General features: G+C 41.1%; 15 protein-coding genes and 1 tRNA gene. 7 read left to right on the plus strand and 9 right to left on the minus strand.

All coding sequences use genetic code 11. From position 1 onward, the window contains the following. Positions 1–42: 42 nt before the first annotated feature. The 8 genes from G399_RS0114530 to ftsH all read right to left on the minus strand — a co-directional run bounded on the left by G399_RS0114530 (position 43) and on the right by ftsH (position 7,701). On the minus strand, positions 43–681 hold the full coding sequence (locus G399_RS0114530) for a hypothetical protein (protein WP_006010310.1): 639 nt from the start codon (positions 679–681) through the stop codon (positions 43–45). Position 682: 1 nt separating this feature from the next. Beyond that, the gene (locus tag G399_RS0114535) at positions 683–1,921 is read right to left on the minus strand and encodes an integrase domain-containing protein (RefSeq protein ID WP_006010312.1); all 1,239 of its coding nucleotides are present in this window, start codon (positions 1,919–1,921) and stop codon (positions 683–685) included. 165 nt (positions 1,922–2,086) lie between these two features. Further along, positions 2,087–2,171, minus strand: a tRNA-Leu gene (locus tag G399_RS0114540). A gap of 22 nt (positions 2,172–2,193) precedes the next feature. Then, positions 2,194–2,589 (minus strand): preprotein translocase subunit SecG, encoded by a 396-nt coding sequence (gene secG / locus G399_RS0114545; protein WP_006010314.1) that lies wholly within the window; start codon positions 2,587–2,589, stop codon positions 2,194–2,196. A gap of 10 nt (positions 2,590–2,599) precedes the next feature. Beyond that, complete coding sequence (tpiA, locus tag G399_RS0114550; protein ID WP_006010315.1) at positions 2,600–3,340, minus strand: triose-phosphate isomerase; 741 nt, start codon at positions 3,338–3,340, stop codon at positions 2,600–2,602. A 97-nt stretch (positions 3,341–3,437) separates the two neighbouring features. After that, positions 3,438–4,778: a phosphoglucosamine mutase gene (glmM, locus tag G399_RS0114555; protein WP_006010316.1), complete on the minus strand. Its 1,341-nt coding sequence runs from the start codon at positions 4,776–4,778 to the stop codon at positions 3,438–3,440. A 14-nt stretch (positions 4,779–4,792) separates the two neighbouring features. Beyond that, complete coding sequence (gene folP, locus G399_RS0114560) at positions 4,793–5,629, minus strand: dihydropteroate synthase (protein ID WP_026843765.1); 837 nt, start codon at positions 5,627–5,629, stop codon at positions 4,793–4,795. Between the two features lie 140 nt (positions 5,630–5,769). Beyond that, positions 5,770–7,701 (minus strand): ATP-dependent zinc metalloprotease FtsH, encoded by a 1,932-nt coding sequence (gene ftsH, locus G399_RS0114565; protein WP_034897311.1) that lies wholly within the window; start codon positions 7,699–7,701, stop codon positions 5,770–5,772. Between the two features lie 548 nt (positions 7,702–8,249). On the opposite strand from ftsH, the gene yhbY reads away from it, so the two are divergent. Together yhbY and G399_RS0114575 are read left to right on the plus strand one after the other, a co-directional pair. After that, positions 8,250–8,546 carry a ribosome assembly RNA-binding protein YhbY gene (gene yhbY / locus G399_RS0114570; RefSeq protein WP_006010319.1) on the plus strand — a complete coding sequence of 99 codons (297 nt, stop codon included), beginning with the start codon at positions 8,250–8,252 and terminating at the stop codon, positions 8,544–8,546. 97 nt (positions 8,547–8,643) lie between these two features. Further along, the gene (locus G399_RS0114575) at positions 8,644–9,426 is read left to right on the plus strand and encodes an SDR family NAD(P)-dependent oxidoreductase (protein WP_006010320.1); all 783 of its coding nucleotides are present in this window, start codon (positions 8,644–8,646) and stop codon (positions 9,424–9,426) included. A gap of 40 nt (positions 9,427–9,466) precedes the next feature. Here G399_RS0114575 and G399_RS0114580 read toward each other — a convergent pair whose 3' ends face one another. Further along, a complete protein-coding gene (locus tag G399_RS0114580; RefSeq protein WP_006010321.1) occupies positions 9,467–11,881 on the minus strand; it encodes a Lon protease family protein in 2,415 nt (804 codons plus the stop codon). Positions 11,882–12,219: 338 nt separating this feature from the next. Between G399_RS0114580 and leuS the strand changes: the two genes are divergently transcribed. From leuS to rsfS, 5 genes are all read left to right on the plus strand, one after another. Continuing rightward, a complete protein-coding gene (gene leuS, locus G399_RS0114585; RefSeq protein WP_006010324.1) occupies positions 12,220–14,844 on the plus strand; it encodes a leucine--tRNA ligase in 2,625 nt (874 codons plus the stop codon). Between the two features lie 153 nt (positions 14,845–14,997). After that, positions 14,998–15,645: an LPS-assembly lipoprotein LptE gene (locus G399_RS0114590; protein WP_006010326.1), complete on the plus strand. Its 648-nt coding sequence runs from the start codon at positions 14,998–15,000 to the stop codon at positions 15,643–15,645. After that, positions 15,645–16,676 carry a DNA polymerase III subunit delta gene (gene holA / locus G399_RS0114595; RefSeq protein WP_006010328.1) on the plus strand — a complete coding sequence of 344 codons (1,032 nt, stop codon included), beginning with the start codon at positions 15,645–15,647 and terminating at the stop codon, positions 16,674–16,676. Before G399_RS0114590 ends, holA begins: the two co-directional genes overlap by 1 nt. Positions 16,677–16,679: 3 nt before the next feature. Then, positions 16,680–17,354 carry a nicotinate (nicotinamide) nucleotide adenylyltransferase gene (gene nadD, locus G399_RS0114600; RefSeq protein ID WP_006010330.1) on the plus strand — a complete coding sequence of 225 codons (675 nt, stop codon included), beginning with the start codon at positions 16,680–16,682 and terminating at the stop codon, positions 17,352–17,354. A gap of 8 nt (positions 17,355–17,362) precedes the next feature. Further along, entirely contained in the window at positions 17,363–17,680 is a 318-nt protein-coding gene (gene rsfS, locus G399_RS0114605) for a ribosome silencing factor (RefSeq protein WP_006010332.1), read from the plus strand. Positions 17,681–17,697: the final 17 nt, after the last annotated feature.

Below are 17,697 nucleotides of genomic sequence, written 5' to 3' on the forward strand. Positions count from 1 at the left end.
GAATAAATAATGGTTTATAGATAAAGGGATAAAGTCACTTTTTTAATCACCATTTTTTCCCTTTGATTTCATAAATTCACCTATGGAAGAATTGTATATTGGTAAACCTAAAATATTAATTACCTGCTCACAAAAGTCGACAAATTTACTTTTATATCTACATTGGTAATCATCATAACTGCAAGTTGCTACTTTGCTAGTGCCTACTTCAAATGCTTTATGAAGCTCGTCTAAAAAAAACCTATTTTCAGTTTTTTTTACTCGACCGTTTCTACTTACTTTGTCTAAATCATTTCGAATAGATGAACGTATAATTAGAGATAGTTGGTTTAAATATCTCAGATTGTCATTAGATTTAAATTTGATACGTCTATTTTCTGAAGCTCTCATTAATGAAATATTTTCTTTGACGCTAAGATTAGAAAAAGAACCTTTAAGCTCAACTATCAAATTATTTACCTTATTGAGTCTATCTCTAGTTTGCTTAAAAGTAGACTTCTTAGGGTTTTCGGAAATTGAATAATACCAAGATTCAGCTTCATCTATTGCCAACTGTAGTTTGAATTCCGGATCAAAGGCAAATGAAGCCCTAAGTTTATCTATCATCTCATCATTACATTTAGATATACCTACAGAGGTCGCACTTATTGATAAATCATCTATTATTTTTTTACTAGGCATTTTAACCAACCTCCTTTAGACCTTTATTTGAAGTGCTAAAATTTCCATGTTGAGCCTGCTCTATAAATTCAGACCACCAGTACATCAATTTCCGTCTACGTTCTAAATAGTCACTACGGTTATACGCGCGCCTTACTTCGTTTTTTTCTTGGTGAGCTAGCGCAGCTTCAATAACATCACTATCAAAGCCTTTCTCATTTAACGTGGTACTAGCGAGCGAACGCATGCCATGAGCAACTAAACGACCTTTAAATCCGATACGCTGTAATGCTTTGTTAGCTCTCTCTGAACCGCTAGGCTTATTTGGTTGCTTATCTGCTGGGAATATATACTTACGATCACCTGTAAGCTGTTTAACATGCTCTAACAGGTCTAATACCTGTTTTGTTATTGGCACTGTATGTTTTACTTTCATTTTCATGCGTTCAGCAGGTATTTCCCACGACATATTTTCAAAATCTATTTCATCCCAACTAGCATTGGCCGCCTCACTAGAGCGAACCATTGTATGTAATTGAAATTCCAATAAGCACCGAGTAACTAACGTAATGTTTGAATAACTAATAGCTTTCATTAACTCCGGTAATTCTTCTGGCCTAATCGTTACCATATGAGTAACTTTGGGGGTTTTAAAGGCAGTTCTAATACCGGCAAGCGGGTTGTGGTGGATACGACCTGTGTTAACGGCATGCTTCATTATTTCATTTAAATGACCAATTACTTTGTGTAATGTTTCTAAGCTACCTTTGCTTGCTAATGGTTTTAGCGTTTTGATTACCTCCGGCGCTAGTATTTTATCTATTGGCCTATGGCCGATACTTGGGAATAGATGGTTTTCAAAATTACGCCATAAACTTCTTGAGGTAGTTTCAGCGATTTTACTTTTTTTAACTTCAAACCAATCAAGCGCAATAGACTCAAGCGTAAAACTCATTTTTAGTTTTTTATCACTTAACAAATCATCACGATGTTCTTTAGGGTCTATATTGTTTACCAGTAATTCTTTTGAGCTTGCTCGCTGTTTTCTGGCTTCAGCTAATGTTAAAGCAGGGTATTGACCTAAACTGAGGTTTTTTCTTTTTTTAGTAATGGGGTGATAATAATTAAATAGCCAACTTTTAGTACCGCTAGTTTTAACTCTAAGCTGAAGGCCTTCACCGTCTAACAGGGTGTAATCCTTATCTTTGACCTTAGCTTGTTTAACTTCTGTATTGGTCAGTGGTTTAGTTGTTTTGGCCATTTTGGTAACACCAGCTTTAAAAATACATTTCAATGTTACCAATGATGTTACTAAAAAAGCTGATTATTACAAGTCGTTATTAATTACCTTTGGACATAAAAAAACCTAAAAGCCTCGTTTAAAATAGGCTTTCAGGTCTTTATTGGTTCTTAGTGAACCTGTATATGGTGCGGAAGAAGAGACTCGAACTCTCACGGCCTAAGCCACCACCCCCTCAAGGTGGCGTGTCTACCAATTCCACCACTTCCGCATTTTGCTTACTAAACGTTCAACTAGTTTGGAACGTCTTCTTCTTTAATTTCTTCTTCGTTGGGTACTGGTGCCGGTAAATCAGATGCCACAGGCAACTCGGTAGCTAATGTTGGAATTTCAGAGCTAACAGGCTCTTCAACAACGGGCACTTCAAGGTTATCAAATTCATCTACTTTTTCATGCTTATTAGCAGCTATAGTACCTAAAAGTAAACTAATAACGAAAAAAAAGGTCGCTAAAACAGCCGTTATTTTAGTCATGAAATTACCTGAACCTGATGAACCAAATACGGTATTAGAACCGCCGGCACCGAATGATGCTCCCATATCAGCCCCCTTGCCCTGCTGGATTAATACAAACCCAATCAACAGTAATGCAACGACCAAATAACTAACACTTAACACTTGTTCTAACATTTTTTCCTCGTTAACTTGCTGCTTGGCAAATTGTTGTAAAATCTTCTACTTTTAAGCTGGCGCCACCAATAAGGCCACCGTCTATATCTATTTTTGCAAACAACTCTTTTGCATTTGCGGCATTAACACTGCCACCGTACAAAATTCTAACGCTTGCCGCTGCACTAACGTCTAGTGCTGCTAACTCTTTTCGAATAAACGCATGTACCTCTTGCGCTTGCTCCGGGCTTGCTGTTTTACCCGTTCCAATTGCCCATATCGGTTCATAGGCAATCACTGAATTTTTTACATAGTGGGCGCCACACTCGTGCGCAACTGCATCTAACTGTGCTTTTACAAAATCAAATACCTGACCACTCTCTCTCACTTCTAACGGCTCGCCAATGCATAATATTGGCGTAAGGCCTGCCGCTATTGCTGCTTTAACTTTTCTAGCGACAACTTCATTTGACTCATAATACGCCTCTCTGCGCTCGGAATGGCCCAGAATAACGTACTTACAGCCAGCCTCTGCAATCATACTCAATGAAACTTCGCCGGTATGTGCCCCTGAAGCAAACTCACTCACATTTTGCGCGCCAATTGCAAATGCAGCCTGGCTGAATTTTGATAAATAAACCGCTGGAGGACATATAACAATATCAACTGCTTGGTTTGAGGCTAATTTTGAAGAGAAGGCTTCAACTAACTCGTCGCTTCCATTCATTTTCCAATTGCCTGCTACAAAAGGTTTTCTTTGAGAACTTGTCATGTTTTCTCCCGAGCCCACTGCAAAGCGGGCGTGATATTAACTAACCACTCACAATTATACAAGTATCAGTGTGATAAATAGATAGTAAGTTAGGTGTTTATGATGCTTTTTTCACCACATCGGCAATTTTTTCTGCCCAAAGGTCACTTAGGCTCTTATTAATCGCTTCAACCATTACTCTTATTAAAGGCTCTGTTCCACTTTTACGCAGCAAAACGCGCCCATTTTCACCCATTTCCTCTTCTGCCTTTTGAACAATGGCGTTAACTTCGTCAGATTCAAGAGGATTTTTGCTAGAGTCAGCAAATTTAACATTAATAAGTCGCTGCGGAAATCGGGTGAATCCTGAATTTAACACACTCAATTTCATATTTGATCGCAACATAGCAGCGATAACCTGAAGTCCAGCAACAATACCATCACCGGTAGAAGCTAGGTTCAAGTTAAGCACATGACCTGAATTCTCACCTCCAATTTTCCAATTTTTAGCGAGTAGCATTTCCATTACATAGCGGTCACCAACGTCGGCGCGAGCAAACGGAATACCTAGTTTTTCTAATGCCACTTCCATGCCTAAATTAGACATTTTAGTACCCACCACGCCGCCTTGTAATTGACCACTTTTCATTGCCTCGCGAGCGATAATGAAAATTATTTCGTCACCATCAATGACTTTGCCATTTTCATCTACCATCATGATGCGGTCACCGTCACCATCTAAAGCAAAACCAAGGTCTGCTTTATGCTCTTTAACAGCTTCAACAGACGCACGCATCGACGTTGCGCCTACTTGATGGTTAATGTTAGTGCCGTTCGGTGAGGTTCCTATTTCAATTACGTGAGCGCCAAGCTCCGATAATACATCGGGCGCAATATGGTAAGTTGCACCATGCGCACAATCGACCACAATTTTTAAACCTTTGAGTGATAAATCTGAGGGGAATGTGCCTTTACAATATTCGATATAACGCCCCGCGGCATCACTAATTCGGGTCGCTTTGCCCAACTTGTCAGATTCAACACAAACAATAGGTTTTTCCAGCTGCGCTTCAATTGCCAACTCTATTGTGTCGTCCAATTTTTGCCCCGTCGAAGAGAAAAACTTTATGCCGTTATCATAATAAGGATTATGCGAGGCACTTATCACGATGCCAGCCTCGGAACGAAACGTTTTTGTTAAGTAAGCAACTGCTGGTGTCGGCATAGGACCCAGCAGACCAATATTAATGCCGGCCGCTGAAAGCCCGGCCTCCAATGCGGATTCAAGCATATAACCAGAAATTCGGGTGTCTTTACCGATAAGTACTTTGTTGGTGCCTTGCCCTGCTAATACCTTACCAGCGGCGTAACCCAACTTAATGGCAAATTCCGGATTAATTGGACTTTCGCCAACCTTACCTCTAATGCCATCGGTACCAAAATATTTTCGTTCGGTCATACAACTTCCTTCCTTTATTCTACGCTTTGTAGTTTGTTCACTATTTTAATAGCGTCCATTGTTTCATCAACATCATGTACTCTGATAATCTCAACTCCCGCAAGGGCGGCAATAGTAGCAGTGGCAATATTTCCTGCCAACCTTTGATTAACATCTCTTTGTAATAAATTCCCAATCATCGATTTTCGCGACATACCCACCAGTAAAGGTACCTCAAATTTATTGAATTTTTGTAAATTTTTCAGAATTTGATAATTGTGATCCAACGTTTTACCAAAGCCAAAACCAGGATCAATCAAGATATGTTGATAATTGAGTCCCGCATCAGTGCACTCTTGTATGCGCCGCTCGAAAAAACTAAGCACTTCTTCAACAACGCCGACATAGTGCGGTTTATATTGCATATTTTGAGGCTTACCTTGCATATGCATTAAACAACTGGGGACGTTAAAATGATTAGCAGCATGTATAGCCGCATTCAACGCACCTTCGTTTCTCAGTGCCCTTACATCGTTGATCAGTCCCGCCCCGCTCTCGACTGCTTGCGTCATTACTTGCGCTTTGCTGGTATCAACTGACACGACGACATCAAGCTGTTTACCAATGCTTTCGATTATAGGAATAACTCGATCTAGTTCCTCTTGCAATGCAACTGCCACCGCTCCAGGGCGGGTAGACTCTCCGCCAACATCAATAAATGCCGCGCCTGCATTTACCATTAACTCAGCTTGCCGCATAGCAGTGTCAACTGTACTGAAGTGACCTCCATCCGAAAATGAATCTGGAGTCACGTTCAAAATACCCATTACTTTAGGTGTGTCGAATTTAATCTCGCGGTGCCTGAATTTGATCATATGTTTACGAGTCAAAGTTCATGTCGCCTCTAAAATACATTAAATAGGAGTTATTCATGTTAGTTTTTACATCAATAAATTTAGAAATAAAAAAACGCCGGTATAAACCAGCGTTTTTATTTTATTAACCACGTCAATTAGTGAGTTACGTCACTCGGGTCGCTAGCTGGTGCATCCTTGGATTCACCGCCGGCATTAATTGTTGCACCGCCCGAAGGTTTACTAGGATCTGGCTTAGCATCTCTCTCCCAATCAGCAGGAGGACGAACTTCAACACGATTCATTAAGTCATCAATCTGTTTGGCATCAATTGTTTCATACTTCATCAATGCATCTTTCATTGCTTCGAGTACATCCATGTTGTCTTTCAAGATTTGCTCGGCTAATGCGTAATTGCGATCAATCAATAATCGTATTTCGGCGTCAATATCGCGCACAGTTTCAGCTGATTTTGCCTTGCCGCCGCCACCCATATACATTTCATTTTCATCGTCTTCGTAATTGATTGGTCCCATTTTGGATGATAAACCCCAAGAAGTAACCATCTTACGCGCGATGTTGGTTGCTCTTTCTATGTCGTTCGATGCGCCGGTTGTTACGCCTGCTGCACCTAGCGTGACTTCCTCAGCAATACGACCGCCGAACAACGTCGCAATACGCGACTCTAATTCTTCTCTCGAATTACTGTACTTATCCTGTTCAGGAAGGTACATAGTTACCCCTAGTGCATTACCACGAGGAATTATCGACACTTTGTATACTGGATCATGTTTTGGAACCAAACGACCTACAATCGCGTGGCCTGCTTCATGATATGCCGTGTTGGTTTTCTCTTCTTCCGACATGACCATGCTCTTACGCTCAGAGCCCATCATTATTTTATCTTTGGCCTTGTCAAACTCTTCCATGTTAACCACACGCTTGTTGGTGCGAGCTGCAAAAAGAGCTGCTTCGTTTACCAAGTTTGCTAGATCCGCACCAGAAAAACCAGGCGTGCCACGAGCAATTAACGATGCCTCCACGTTGTCACCTAAAGGGACCTTACGCATATGTACTTTTAGAATTTGCTCACGACCACGAATGTCAGGTAAACCTACCATTACTTGGCGGTCAAAACGTCCTGGTCGCAACAATGCAGGGTCTAGTACGTCAGGGCGGTTAGTTGCCGCAATCACGATAATACCTTCGTTGCCTTCGAAGCCGTCCATTTCAACCAACATCTGGTTCAACGTTTGTTCGCGCTCATCGTTACCGCCACCTATACCTGCACCACGTTTGCGGCCGACAGCGTCAATTTCGTCAATAAAAATAATACACGGTGAGGCTTTCTTCGCTTGCTCAAACATGTCACGCACTCGTGATGCACCGACACCGACAAACATTTCAACGAAATCTGAGCCTGAAATACTAAAGAACGGCACTTTTGCTTCACCGGCAATTGCTTTCGCTAACAAGGTTTTACCTGTTCCTGGTGGTCCGACCATAAGAACACCTTTAGGTATCTTACCACCCAACTTTTGGAACTTAGATGGGTCACGCAAAAACTCGACAAGTTCAGAGACATCTTCTTTTGCTTCGTCACACCCTGCAACGTCAGCAAATGTCGTCTTGATTTGGTCTTCGCCCAGTAATTTTGCTTTACTCTTACCAAATGACATTGCTCCGCCACCGCCACCGCCTTGCATTTTTCGCATGAAAAATATCCAAACGCCTATGAGTAGCAACATTGGAAACCAATTAATTAAAATTGATGCGAACAATGATTGTTCTTCCGGCTTCTTACCAGAGACGATTACATTGCCGTCAGACAACAGCTCATCCATTAGCTTCATGTCTAAGTATGGAATTTGCGTAACGAATGTATCGTTATTGCTGCGCACGCCACGTATTTCATTAGTTGATTGGTCAATCGTAACTTCTTTTATGTCACCACGTTTGACTTGCTCTAAGAATGATGAATAAGCAAGCTTATTCGTCGTATTCTCTGAGCCGGATATATTTTGAAACACCATCATTAGCACAACTGCTATGACGAGCCATAAAATGAGATTTTTTGCCATGTCGCTCAACGCTACTTACCTCTAATAAAATGAATCTGGAATTACTCGACAAACATCTATACGTGGAACACGAAAAAATAGATGACATCGAGGTTACTATAATTTAAAACCCTTCGCTACAATCGCGCGTCACATTATTACACTGATAATGAGTATGTCTTCGTTGCAAAACATCCACTCGGCTGCAACACGCCGTGATACCTACTTAATGCTAGTTCACATCAAGCAATTTAGCCACCTTGATTTACTGTTGAATTATTACTCGCATTCGTCATAGTGTGCGATAGAATTGAGACAATGGCATTACAGCCAGTTGTGAATTCAATATATGTTCTTCATCGCACAACGTTCATTACTGCAAGTTTAGGATTTTTTGTTTACTGTCCCTTAACACAGGAAAAACATGCTCAAAAACACTTTTCACTAAAACTTGCTATTCACGCTGCCCTTCTTTTTTATCAACAATGTCGAATCTGATTTGGATTGTTGTATATATAAAGGTAGAATACGTTTTTTCAAGGTGTTTAACACAAACTAATCGCTACAAAAGACAACAAATGAATTTATCAAATAAACAAATGCAGTATTTAAAAGGCCTCGCACACCCATTGAAACCAGTTGTCCAATTAGGAAATAACGGTTTAACCGAGGGTGTTTTAGCCGAAATTGAGAACGCACTTGGTTTTCACGAGTTAATTAAAGTGAAAGTACCAAGTGATGACAAAGAAGAAAAGCAGCTTATTATGAATGCTATTATTGGTGAAACAAAAGCAATACAAGTACAAGCGATTGGGCACGTACTCGTAATGTATCGTCAAAGTGACGAGAGAAAAATCAGTATTCCTAAGCGATAATCGCCTTTTTCTGCCGTTAGCTCATCATCATTTTAAATACTCAGGCGAAAGTGCTTGAGTGTGTAAGCTCATCCAAAAATAGCAATATGAGGCATATATGACGACCAAAAACACAAACAGCATTGCCATTGTAACCGGTGGTTGCTCAGGACTTGGATATGCCACCGCGGTTATTCTGCGTGAGGCAGGCTATCATCTTGCCATTTTTGATTTAAATGAAGAAATGGGCCAACAACGAGTTGATGAGTTTGGCGCTGCGTTTTGTCACTTTTATAAAGTAGACGTAAGCAATGATGTTAGCGTTGAGAATGCGGTGGCTGAAGTTGCTAAAGGCGAATTAGAAATACGGCTATGCGTCAATTGCGCTGGTGTGGCGCCAGCCAAACGAATACTTGATCGCGAAGGCGAAGCAATGCCATTAGCAAACTTTACGTCGGTGATTAATATTAACCTCAACGGTACCTTTAATGTTTCTCGCGTTGCTGCCAGCGCTATGGCCAAAAACGCACCGCTAGGTGAAGCTAACGAGCGTGGTTTAATCGTTAATACTGCGTCAGTTGCTGGTTATGAAGGTCAAATAGGGCAAACCGCTTATGCCGCAAGTAAAGGCGGTATTATTGCTTTATGTTTGCCTATGGCCAGAGATTTAGCCCCATTAGGCATTCGCGTAAATACCATCGCGCCGGGTGTAATGGGCACACCTATGCTGCTTGCTATGCCTGAAAAAGTTCAAGACGCATTGGTGCACAACGTGCAATTTCCGAAACGCTTAGGCTTACCAGAAGAATTTGGTAAATTGGTATTGCATATGGCAGGAAATGCTTACTTAAATGGCGAAACGGTGCGCTTAGACGGTGCCTTAAGAATGCCTCCCAAATAAGACAATCAATCGACTAAGTATAGCTCAGTCGATAGATGAGTTATTCGTCTTGTCCACCATTAACAATATTGGCAATATTATATAGACGATTAACAGCTTGGTAATGGATGCTATTTTTAGGATAGCGTCCCTTTACGCTTAACTCACCCGCTTCTTTTTTCATCAATAAACACAAAGTTTCATCAACCGAACTGACCGCGTAAACGCGAAATAGTCCCCGCTTAACGGCCTCAATAATTTCATTGTCCAAGACCAAATTTAAGGCGTTCGATTTTGGAATAATAACACCTTGATTACCATTCAATCCACGTTGTAAACACAATGAAAAATAACCTTCAATTTTTTCGTTTACACCACCAATCGCCTGTACCTCACCATATTGGTTAATTGATCCAGTTACAGCCAAACCTTGATCAACAGGCAATTCAGTTAAGGCAGAAATCAGTGCCACTAACTCGCCTAGCGATGCACTATCGCCATCAATATAGCCATATGATTGTTCTAATGCGATATTGGCAGATAGCGTAAGTGGAAAAAATTGCGCGTATTTATGGCCAAGGAAACCAGTGAGTAGCATGACTCCTTTTGAATGTATTGACTGGCCTAATTCTACTTCACGTTCGATGTCGACAACACCGCTAGAACCAGCATAAACAGTTGAAGTTATGCGAGCAGGAGTACCAAAAGCAGTATCCCCAACTTCAAGTACTGTCAAACCATTTACTTTGCCAACAGCCTGTCCATCAGTATTAATCAGGACATGCCCTTCTTTAATGTCTTCTAGCAATGACTCACTAACGCGTCCGGTGCGATTTTTCTTAGCCGCTAACGCAGCTTCAATATGGATCGCTTGAAGTTCAGTTTGGATCTGCTGTAGACAAAAATAATGAGCTTCATTAATCAACTCGATCACATCTGCAAATTTTGCACTGAGCTTTGATTGATGTTCAGCAAGGCGCAAACTGTGTTCTAGGAGCCTGCGCATCGCGTCAGCATCGATACTTTGTAAGCCAATATGTTGTACATGCGCCTTTACTCGCGCCACAAAGTCATTTAAATTTTGTTGATTAAGTGGAATTTCATGATCAAAGTCGACTAAAACTCTAAACAACTCTTTAAATTCATCGTCGTAATCTTGCAATGCATAGTAAAGCTCACGGGAACCTAATAGTATGACTTTTACTTTAAGGGGAATGACCTGTGGGGTTTGCGTAATTGAATTAACCATTCCCACGTCCTGTTGTGGCAATTCCATTTTTAACTGACCGAACTTTAATGCCAGTTTCAATGATTCCCATACATAGGGTTGCTCGACCAGTTTATCAGCATCAAGCAGCAAATACCCCCCATTAGCTTTATGCAACGCCCCCGGAGTTATCATTCTATAGTTAGTATAAACACTGCCTTGAACACTGGTGTATTCAATTTTACCAAACAAATTTTGATGTGTTGGGTTTGCTTCATAAATAATCGGCGCACCGGCATCAATGGCATGTCTTATGAGTACATTTGGTACGTAGGTATCAACCAAAATAGCTCGTTTATCAAAATTGTCCGACTTATCTTCTTTGCTTTCTGGTACTAATAACTCTGTTACCGTATCAATTAAATGCGGTTTTAGCTGTTTTAAATGTTTTAATATTGCAATATCTGCTGCGTGTTTATGTTCCAGTTCTTTCAGCAATGGCCGAATGCCCTGCTCTGCAGTTTCACGCTTTAGTTTGCGCAACTGTTCAGCGCTTTTTCGCTGCCATAATGGAACTTCAATTAGTGCTTCGCTCAAACATGCTTCAAGTTCATCAATAAGTTCATAATAAAGCTGTCTTTCATCATCACCATGTTGTGCAAAGTCGGCGTCAGTAATTGGTTTTCCGTCGATAATAGGTAAAAAACTGATACTGCCGTCACTTTCAATTAGCGCTACGCCTTTACTCAGGGCAACTTTTTCAACTTCATCAATGGCTTTGTCGTAGCGTTGTTCATTGGCTCGAGTAATAGCTGCCTTGCGCCGCTGATAACTTGGGTTTTCAAAAACCGCAGGAAAGGTATCCATTAATTCATCAAGCAAGCTTTCAATGTCTTCAACAAAGCCTTTGCTTTGACTGCTCGGTAGTTGCAGAGCAATAGGCTGACGTTGATCATCAAAGTTATTCAAATAACACCAATCATTAGGTGTTGGTTGCTGATGCGCCCGCTGATTAATAAAGTTATGCACCAGTGTGTATCGACCAGTGGCCTGCTCTCCCATCACATACAAATTATAACCTGTGGAGTTCACGCCTAAACCAAAACTCAAGGCCTCTTTGGCTCGATTTTGTCCGATTAATGCCATTTCTCCGGCTTGGCTTTGCATCGCTTTATTGAACATATCGTTGTCGACACCAGCGCTAAGATCAGCTGCTGCAATGCTCAGGTTATGAGTGATGTTTTGAACTGAAGTGAGTTTCGCAGCCATATATGTTTTTTTCTTCTTTCTTTTCAGTTTATGAATATTGTAATAATAATTTTTGTTGAGCTATGAGTCTGCGCATTGTGCTCCTCTCATTGCATGGTAATTGATGTGCTTGCAGATTGCTGTAGTTTTTGCGTCGATTTATAGCTTTTGGCATTTTTTGGGCATGCCGCTGTGCATTTTAACAACAGCTCAAATCATCATCTGTATAAAATTGTAAAAATAACGTCAGATGATCCGCTTTTGACGTGCTTTATCCATTTCGTCTATTGTCGCATGCCCCTCCAACAAGGTATTCTATGTGCTATAAAATAATAAAAAGCCCAGAGATACACACTTAAATGGCCAATACAGACCAAAACGAAAATCAATATAACCCGCAAGCCGTTGAAAAAGCAGCACAAACACATTGGGACAAAACCCAAATTTTTACTGCAAAGCAAGATGATAATAGAGAAAAATTCTATTGTTTGTCGATGTTCCCCTACCCAAGCGGCCGTCTGCATATGGGGCACGTTCGAAATTATACCATTGGTGACGTTGTTAGTCGTTTTCATCGCATGCAGGGAAAAAATGTTCTGCAACCTATGGGCTGGGATGCGTTTGGTTTGCCAGCAGAAAATGCGGCTATTAATAACAAATCAGCGCCAGCCAAATGGACTTATCAAAATATCGATTATATGAAAACCCAACTAAATTCACTTGGGTTTGGCTATGATTGGAGTCGCGAGCTAGCTACCTGTAAACAGGACTACTACCGCTGGGAGCAGTGGTTTTTTACTCGTTTATTCGACAAAGGCATGGTGTACAAGAAAAATGCCACCGTAAACTGGGACCCGATTGATCAAACTGTGTTGGCAAACGAACAAGTTATTGATGGCCGTGGTTGGCGCTCTGGCGCATTGGTTGAACAAAAAGAGATCCCGCAATGGTTTATTAAAATAACGCATTACGCTGAGCAGCTATTGGCCGATTTGGACAAACTCAGCGATTGGCCGCAGCAAGTCGTTACCGCTCAACGAAATTGGATTGGTCGCTCTGAAGGTGTCGACGTTACGTTTGATTTAACAGCTGAAACAGCCGGCATTAGTCAGATTGAAGTTTACACCACTCGACCCGATACGCTTTATGGCACATCTTATCTAGCAGTTGCAGCACAGCATCCCCTTGCCTTAGAAATGGCAAAGGCAAACCCCGATATAACCGCATTTATTGACGACTGCAAAAATACTAAAACGACTGAAGCCGACATGGCAACAATGGAAAAGAAAGGCATGCCAACAGGTTTGACTGCCATTCATCCGTTAACGGGCGACACAATACCGATCTGGATAGCCAACTTTGTACTCATGAGTTATGGATCAGGTGCTGTAATGTCGGTGCCCGCCCACGATCAGCGAGATTGGGAGTTTGCGACTAAATACCAATTGCCTATTTTACAAGTCGTCGCTTTCAAGGCTAGCGATGTCGACACTGCTGATATTAAGAACGCAGCTTATACCGAAAAAAACACATTAGTGAATTCAGCTCAATACAGTGGTTTATCGTTCCAAGATGGTTTTGATGCCATTGCTGATAAACTAGCGTCATTAGGTAAAGGTAAGAAGTCGGTTAACTATCGTCTGCGCGACTGGGGTGTATCACGTCAACGTTATTGGGGAGCACCGATCCCTGTTGTCACTGACGAGAAAGGTGAGTCTTTTGCTGTAAATGCACAAGACTTACCGGTTGTATTACCTGAAGACGTTGTAATGGACGGAGTAAACTCGCCAATAAAAGCCGACCCAGAGTGGGCAAAAGCATTGCACAATGGTAAGCCAGTTACACGGGAAACAGATACGTTTGATACCTTCATGGAATCTTCATGGTATTACGCTCGTTATGCCTCAGCCCCGTCTGACGCGATGCTTGATCCCAAAGAAGCCAATTATTGGCTTCCTGTTGATCAATATATTGGCGGTATTGAACACGCTATTTTACATTTATTGTACGCCCGCTTTTTTCACAAACTTTTGCGTGATGAAGGACTAGTTAGCAGCGACGAGCCATTCAAAAAACTGTTATGCCAAGGCATGGTATTAGCTGATGCGTTTTTTACTAAGGACGAGAAAGGTAAAGAAATCTGGCATGCACCAACCGACGTTACTGTTGAAAAAGACGACAAGGGTCGCATTGCCAGAGCAACGTTAGCTGACGGCACTGAAGTTCAGCACGCGGGAATGATCAAAATGGGTAAGTCAAAAAATAACGGTATTGACCCCCAAGCAGTTATCGATATTTATGGCGCTGACACGGTGAGATTATTCACTATGTTTGCCGCGCCACCAGAGCAAACCCTTGAGTGGATTGATTCAGGCGTTGAAGGTTCAAACCGTTTCTTGAAACGTTTTTGGCGATTGGCCAATGAACATGTGCAGTTGTGCGAGAGTAAAGGCGCAGTGCCGGCATTAGATGCAGCTTCGTTGCGTAAGTCGCAAAAGGCGTTGCGCCGAGAAATTCATCAAACCATTGAAAAAGTCACTGACGATTTAGGTCGCAGACAAACTTTTAATACGGCAGTGGCTAAGGTCATGGAATTATTAAACAGCTTACAGAAAGCTGGAATAAGTAATGACAATGATATCGCGCTTCTGCACGAAGGGTTGATGGCAATGGTTAAATTGCTTAACCCAATTACACCACACATTTGCGAACAGCTGTGGTCGTTACTCGGCGGTAAAGGGGAATTACAAATTTCGCCTTGGCCTCTAGTCGACGCTTCTGCTTTAGTAGAAGATGAAAAACTGATTGTTGTTCAAGTTAACGGTAAAGTGCGCGCAAAAATGACAGTCGCAACTGACATCAGCAGTGAACAAGCACAACAAGAGGCGTTGGCGCAAGAAAATGTGCAACCGTTCATTGCGGGGAAGACCATACGAAAAGTTATCTATATCGCAGGTAAACTGGTGAATATTGTCGCTAACTAGTTATTTAGTCATATTATGCACCCGACTTTGACATTTAAATAGCGACGAATAGTGATACTGTTAATACCTATTTTCTGAAGCCGTTAACCCTAAAGTACTAATTTAAAGGCCTAGAACCACGACCGTTTTAGGCCATATTAATGGAGTAAGATCTTGATTAGCCTATTGAGCCAAGTTTTCGCAAGCCCGCCCAAATGGGGGCCGATTATTTGCGCAATGATTAAAAAGTCAAAATTGGCTTTTATTATTGTGATAATGGCATTCGTTCTACAAGGATGCGGTTTTAAATTGCGTGGTTCACAAGCATTACCAAGTTATTTAAATAACGTGGTTATTCTTTCTCAATTTGATTATTTACCGCTATCCAGAGCATTGGACAAAAGACTTCCAGTCTATCAATTGCAAAGTATTGTTGGCGAAAAAACAATTCCACCCGGTATTGAGCCGACAACGGTGGTGGTAATAAAATTAGAACCTGAAGCACTTGAACGCCGTTTACTGTCTATATTTGCAAGTGGCCAAGTGGCTGAATACGAACTTATTTATTCGGTTAGTTATGAAGTTATCTTCCCTTTTGCCGAACCCATTAGTGCGTTCATGACTGTGGCCAGAGAATATCAAGACGATCCAGACCAAGTACTTGCCAAGTCACGAGAGCTAGAATTGGTGCTTGATGAAATGCGAGCTGAGTCAGCTGACCGAATGATCCGATTACTCTCGAGTCAATATACGCAAGCTTTAGTTTCTATCGAAGCTAGAAAAACCAGAGAAGCGGCAAAAATTAAGGTAAACAAGCCCTAATGCAAGTTTATCCAAATCGATTTAAGCAACATATTCAACAGCAAGGCTTAGCACCTTTTATGTTGGTGTTTGGTGACGAACCTCAACAAAAACTGGATATGATTGATAGCATTCGTGCTGTGGCTAAATCGCAAGGCTTCGACGAACGTCAAACACTGGTTGCTGATACTGATTTTTCGTGGTCACAGCTCATCGAAGCAACCCAAACAATGTCTTTATTCTCTGATAAACAGTATATTGAATTGACGCTACCAACCGGTAAACCGGGAGCGGAAGGCAGCAAAGTACTGACTGCAATTGCTGAAAACCCATCGACGGACATCTTGATATTAATTCAAGGCCCTAAGATTGGCAAAGATGTACAAAAAGCAAAATGGTTTAAAGCACTGGATTCACAGGGTATATTTTCAATTTGTTATCCCCTTGAAGGAAAACAATTAGTGCAATGGATTGAACAACGTTGCCGCGCCTCGCAGGTTAATATCAGTCCAGCGGGAGTAAACCTTTTAGCGGATTTTAGTGAAGGGAACTTACTTGCAGCAAAGCAAGAAATTGAAAAACTCGCACTAGTATATGCTGACAGTGGGCAGCAAGTGAATGAAAAAGTACTAGCAGCCGGCATGGTTGATCAGTCTCGATTCACTGTATTTCAATTTGTTGATGATTTACTTGCTGGTGACATCCAAAAAGCAATCAAAATTTTATATCGCTTGGAAAGCGAGGGTGTTGAACCTAACATTATCCTCTGGAATTTGATAAAAGAAGCACAAACATTGGCTGAATGCCAAGCAATGCAAAGTCTAGAAGGCAATATTAACTTTACTAGGTTACGTATATGGCAAAATAAACAGGTGTTATATCAAAATGCGTTGAGACGACTCACGCCTAGTCATATCAGTTTGTTGAACACTCACTTACAGCAAGCCGACCTTATTTTAAAAAGTGAAACAACCGCAAGACCATATATATTGTTAAGTCATTTGGCATTGTTGTTTTTACCAGCACCACTGCAAAATATGTCGTTAAATTAAACAATGACTAATTCTCAGAAGATAACACTTTTTGGTGGCACTTTTAATCCCCCGCACTGGGGTCATATTAAGCCCTTGAAACAGGCTATGCAGGCACTTGACATTCTCAAAGTAGGCTTGCTGCCATGTAATATTCCGCCGCATAAAAAAACGCTAAAAACCAGCAATAAGCACCGATTAGCAATGTTAGAGATTGTTTGCAAACTAGAGCCATCGCTGTATATAGAGCATATGGAATTAGAAAATAATGAGATGAGCTTTACCGTTAATACCTTACAAAAACTAAAACAAAACAATCAAAAAACGCCCTATTTTGTAATGGGCACAGACTCATTTCAATCGTTCAAAACTTGGCATAGATGGCAGGAAATATTGCAGCTTTGTAATATTATAGTATTGAACAGAAACAACCAGGCGTTAAAAATATTACAGGAAGTAACGCAATATATTTCATGTGGACCCGATCATGCGGTATCCTTAGCGAACAAGCAGGCATTATCGACAAAAAGCGGAATTGTCGTGTCTTGCCATTTTCCATCAGTTGCGGTGTCTTCAACTCTAATTCGAGAAAAAGTCGAAAAGAAGGACTACCAACAGTTGGAAACCGGCGAAATATTGCCTTTAGAGGTGTTTAGATATATAAAACAACATCAATTATACGAACAGAAAAAATCATAGGAATAACATTGAATCAAAGTGAATTCGTTCAATTTGTCATAGACAAACTTGAAGACATGAAAGCCAGAGACATTGTACAAATAAATGTTGAAGGTAAATCTACCGTGACCGACACGCTAATAGTATGCTCAGGAAACTCAAAAAAGCATGTTTCATCTATAGCTGAAAACCTTGTGGTTGAAATGAAATCTGCAGACATACCGCCATTAAGCGTTGAAGGTAAACAAACAGGTGAATGGGTATTAGTCGATTTAGGCAACGTTGTAGTGCATGTAATGCAAGACGAAAGCCGCGACTTTTACCAGTTAGAGAAGCTTTGGCAATAGCCTAAATATAAGCTCTG

The organism is Brumicola pallidula DSM 14239 = ACAM 615 (genome assembly GCF_000428905.1).
Lineage (GTDB): Bacteria > Pseudomonadota > Gammaproteobacteria > Enterobacterales > Alteromonadaceae > Glaciecola > Glaciecola pallidula.

Coding starts and splice junctions, on each gene's coding strand:
- G399_RS0114575 (WP_006010320.1), top strand. CDS start 8,644: ATGACGACCAAAAACACAAACAGCATTGCCATTGTAACCGGTGGTTGC.
- secG (WP_006010314.1), bottom strand. CDS start 2,589: ATGTTAGAACAAGTGTTAAGTGTTAGTTATTTGGTCGTTGCATTACTG.
- holA (WP_006010328.1), top strand. CDS start 15,645: ATGCAAGTTTATCCAAATCGATTTAAGCAACATATTCAACAGCAAGGC.
- G399_RS0114535 (WP_006010312.1), bottom strand. CDS start 1,921: ATGGCCAAAACAACTAAACCACTGACCAATACAGAAGTTAAACAAGCT.
- nadD (WP_006010330.1), top strand. CDS start 16,680: ATGACTAATTCTCAGAAGATAACACTTTTTGGTGGCACTTTTAATCCC.
- G399_RS0114530 (WP_006010310.1), bottom strand. CDS start 681: ATGCCTAGTAAAAAAATAATAGATGATTTATCAATAAGTGCGACCTCT.
- glmM (WP_006010316.1), bottom strand. CDS start 4,778: ATGACCGAACGAAAATATTTTGGTACCGATGGCATTAGAGGTAAGGTT.
- tpiA (WP_006010315.1), bottom strand. CDS start 3,340: ATGACAAGTTCTCAAAGAAAACCTTTTGTAGCAGGCAATTGGAAAATG.
- yhbY (WP_006010319.1), top strand. CDS start 8,250: ATGAATTTATCAAATAAACAAATGCAGTATTTAAAAGGCCTCGCACAC.
- G399_RS0114580 (WP_006010321.1), bottom strand. CDS start 11,881: ATGGCTGCGAAACTCACTTCAGTTCAAAACATCACTCATAACCTGAGC.
- leuS (WP_006010324.1), top strand. CDS start 12,220: ATGGCCAATACAGACCAAAACGAAAATCAATATAACCCGCAAGCCGTT.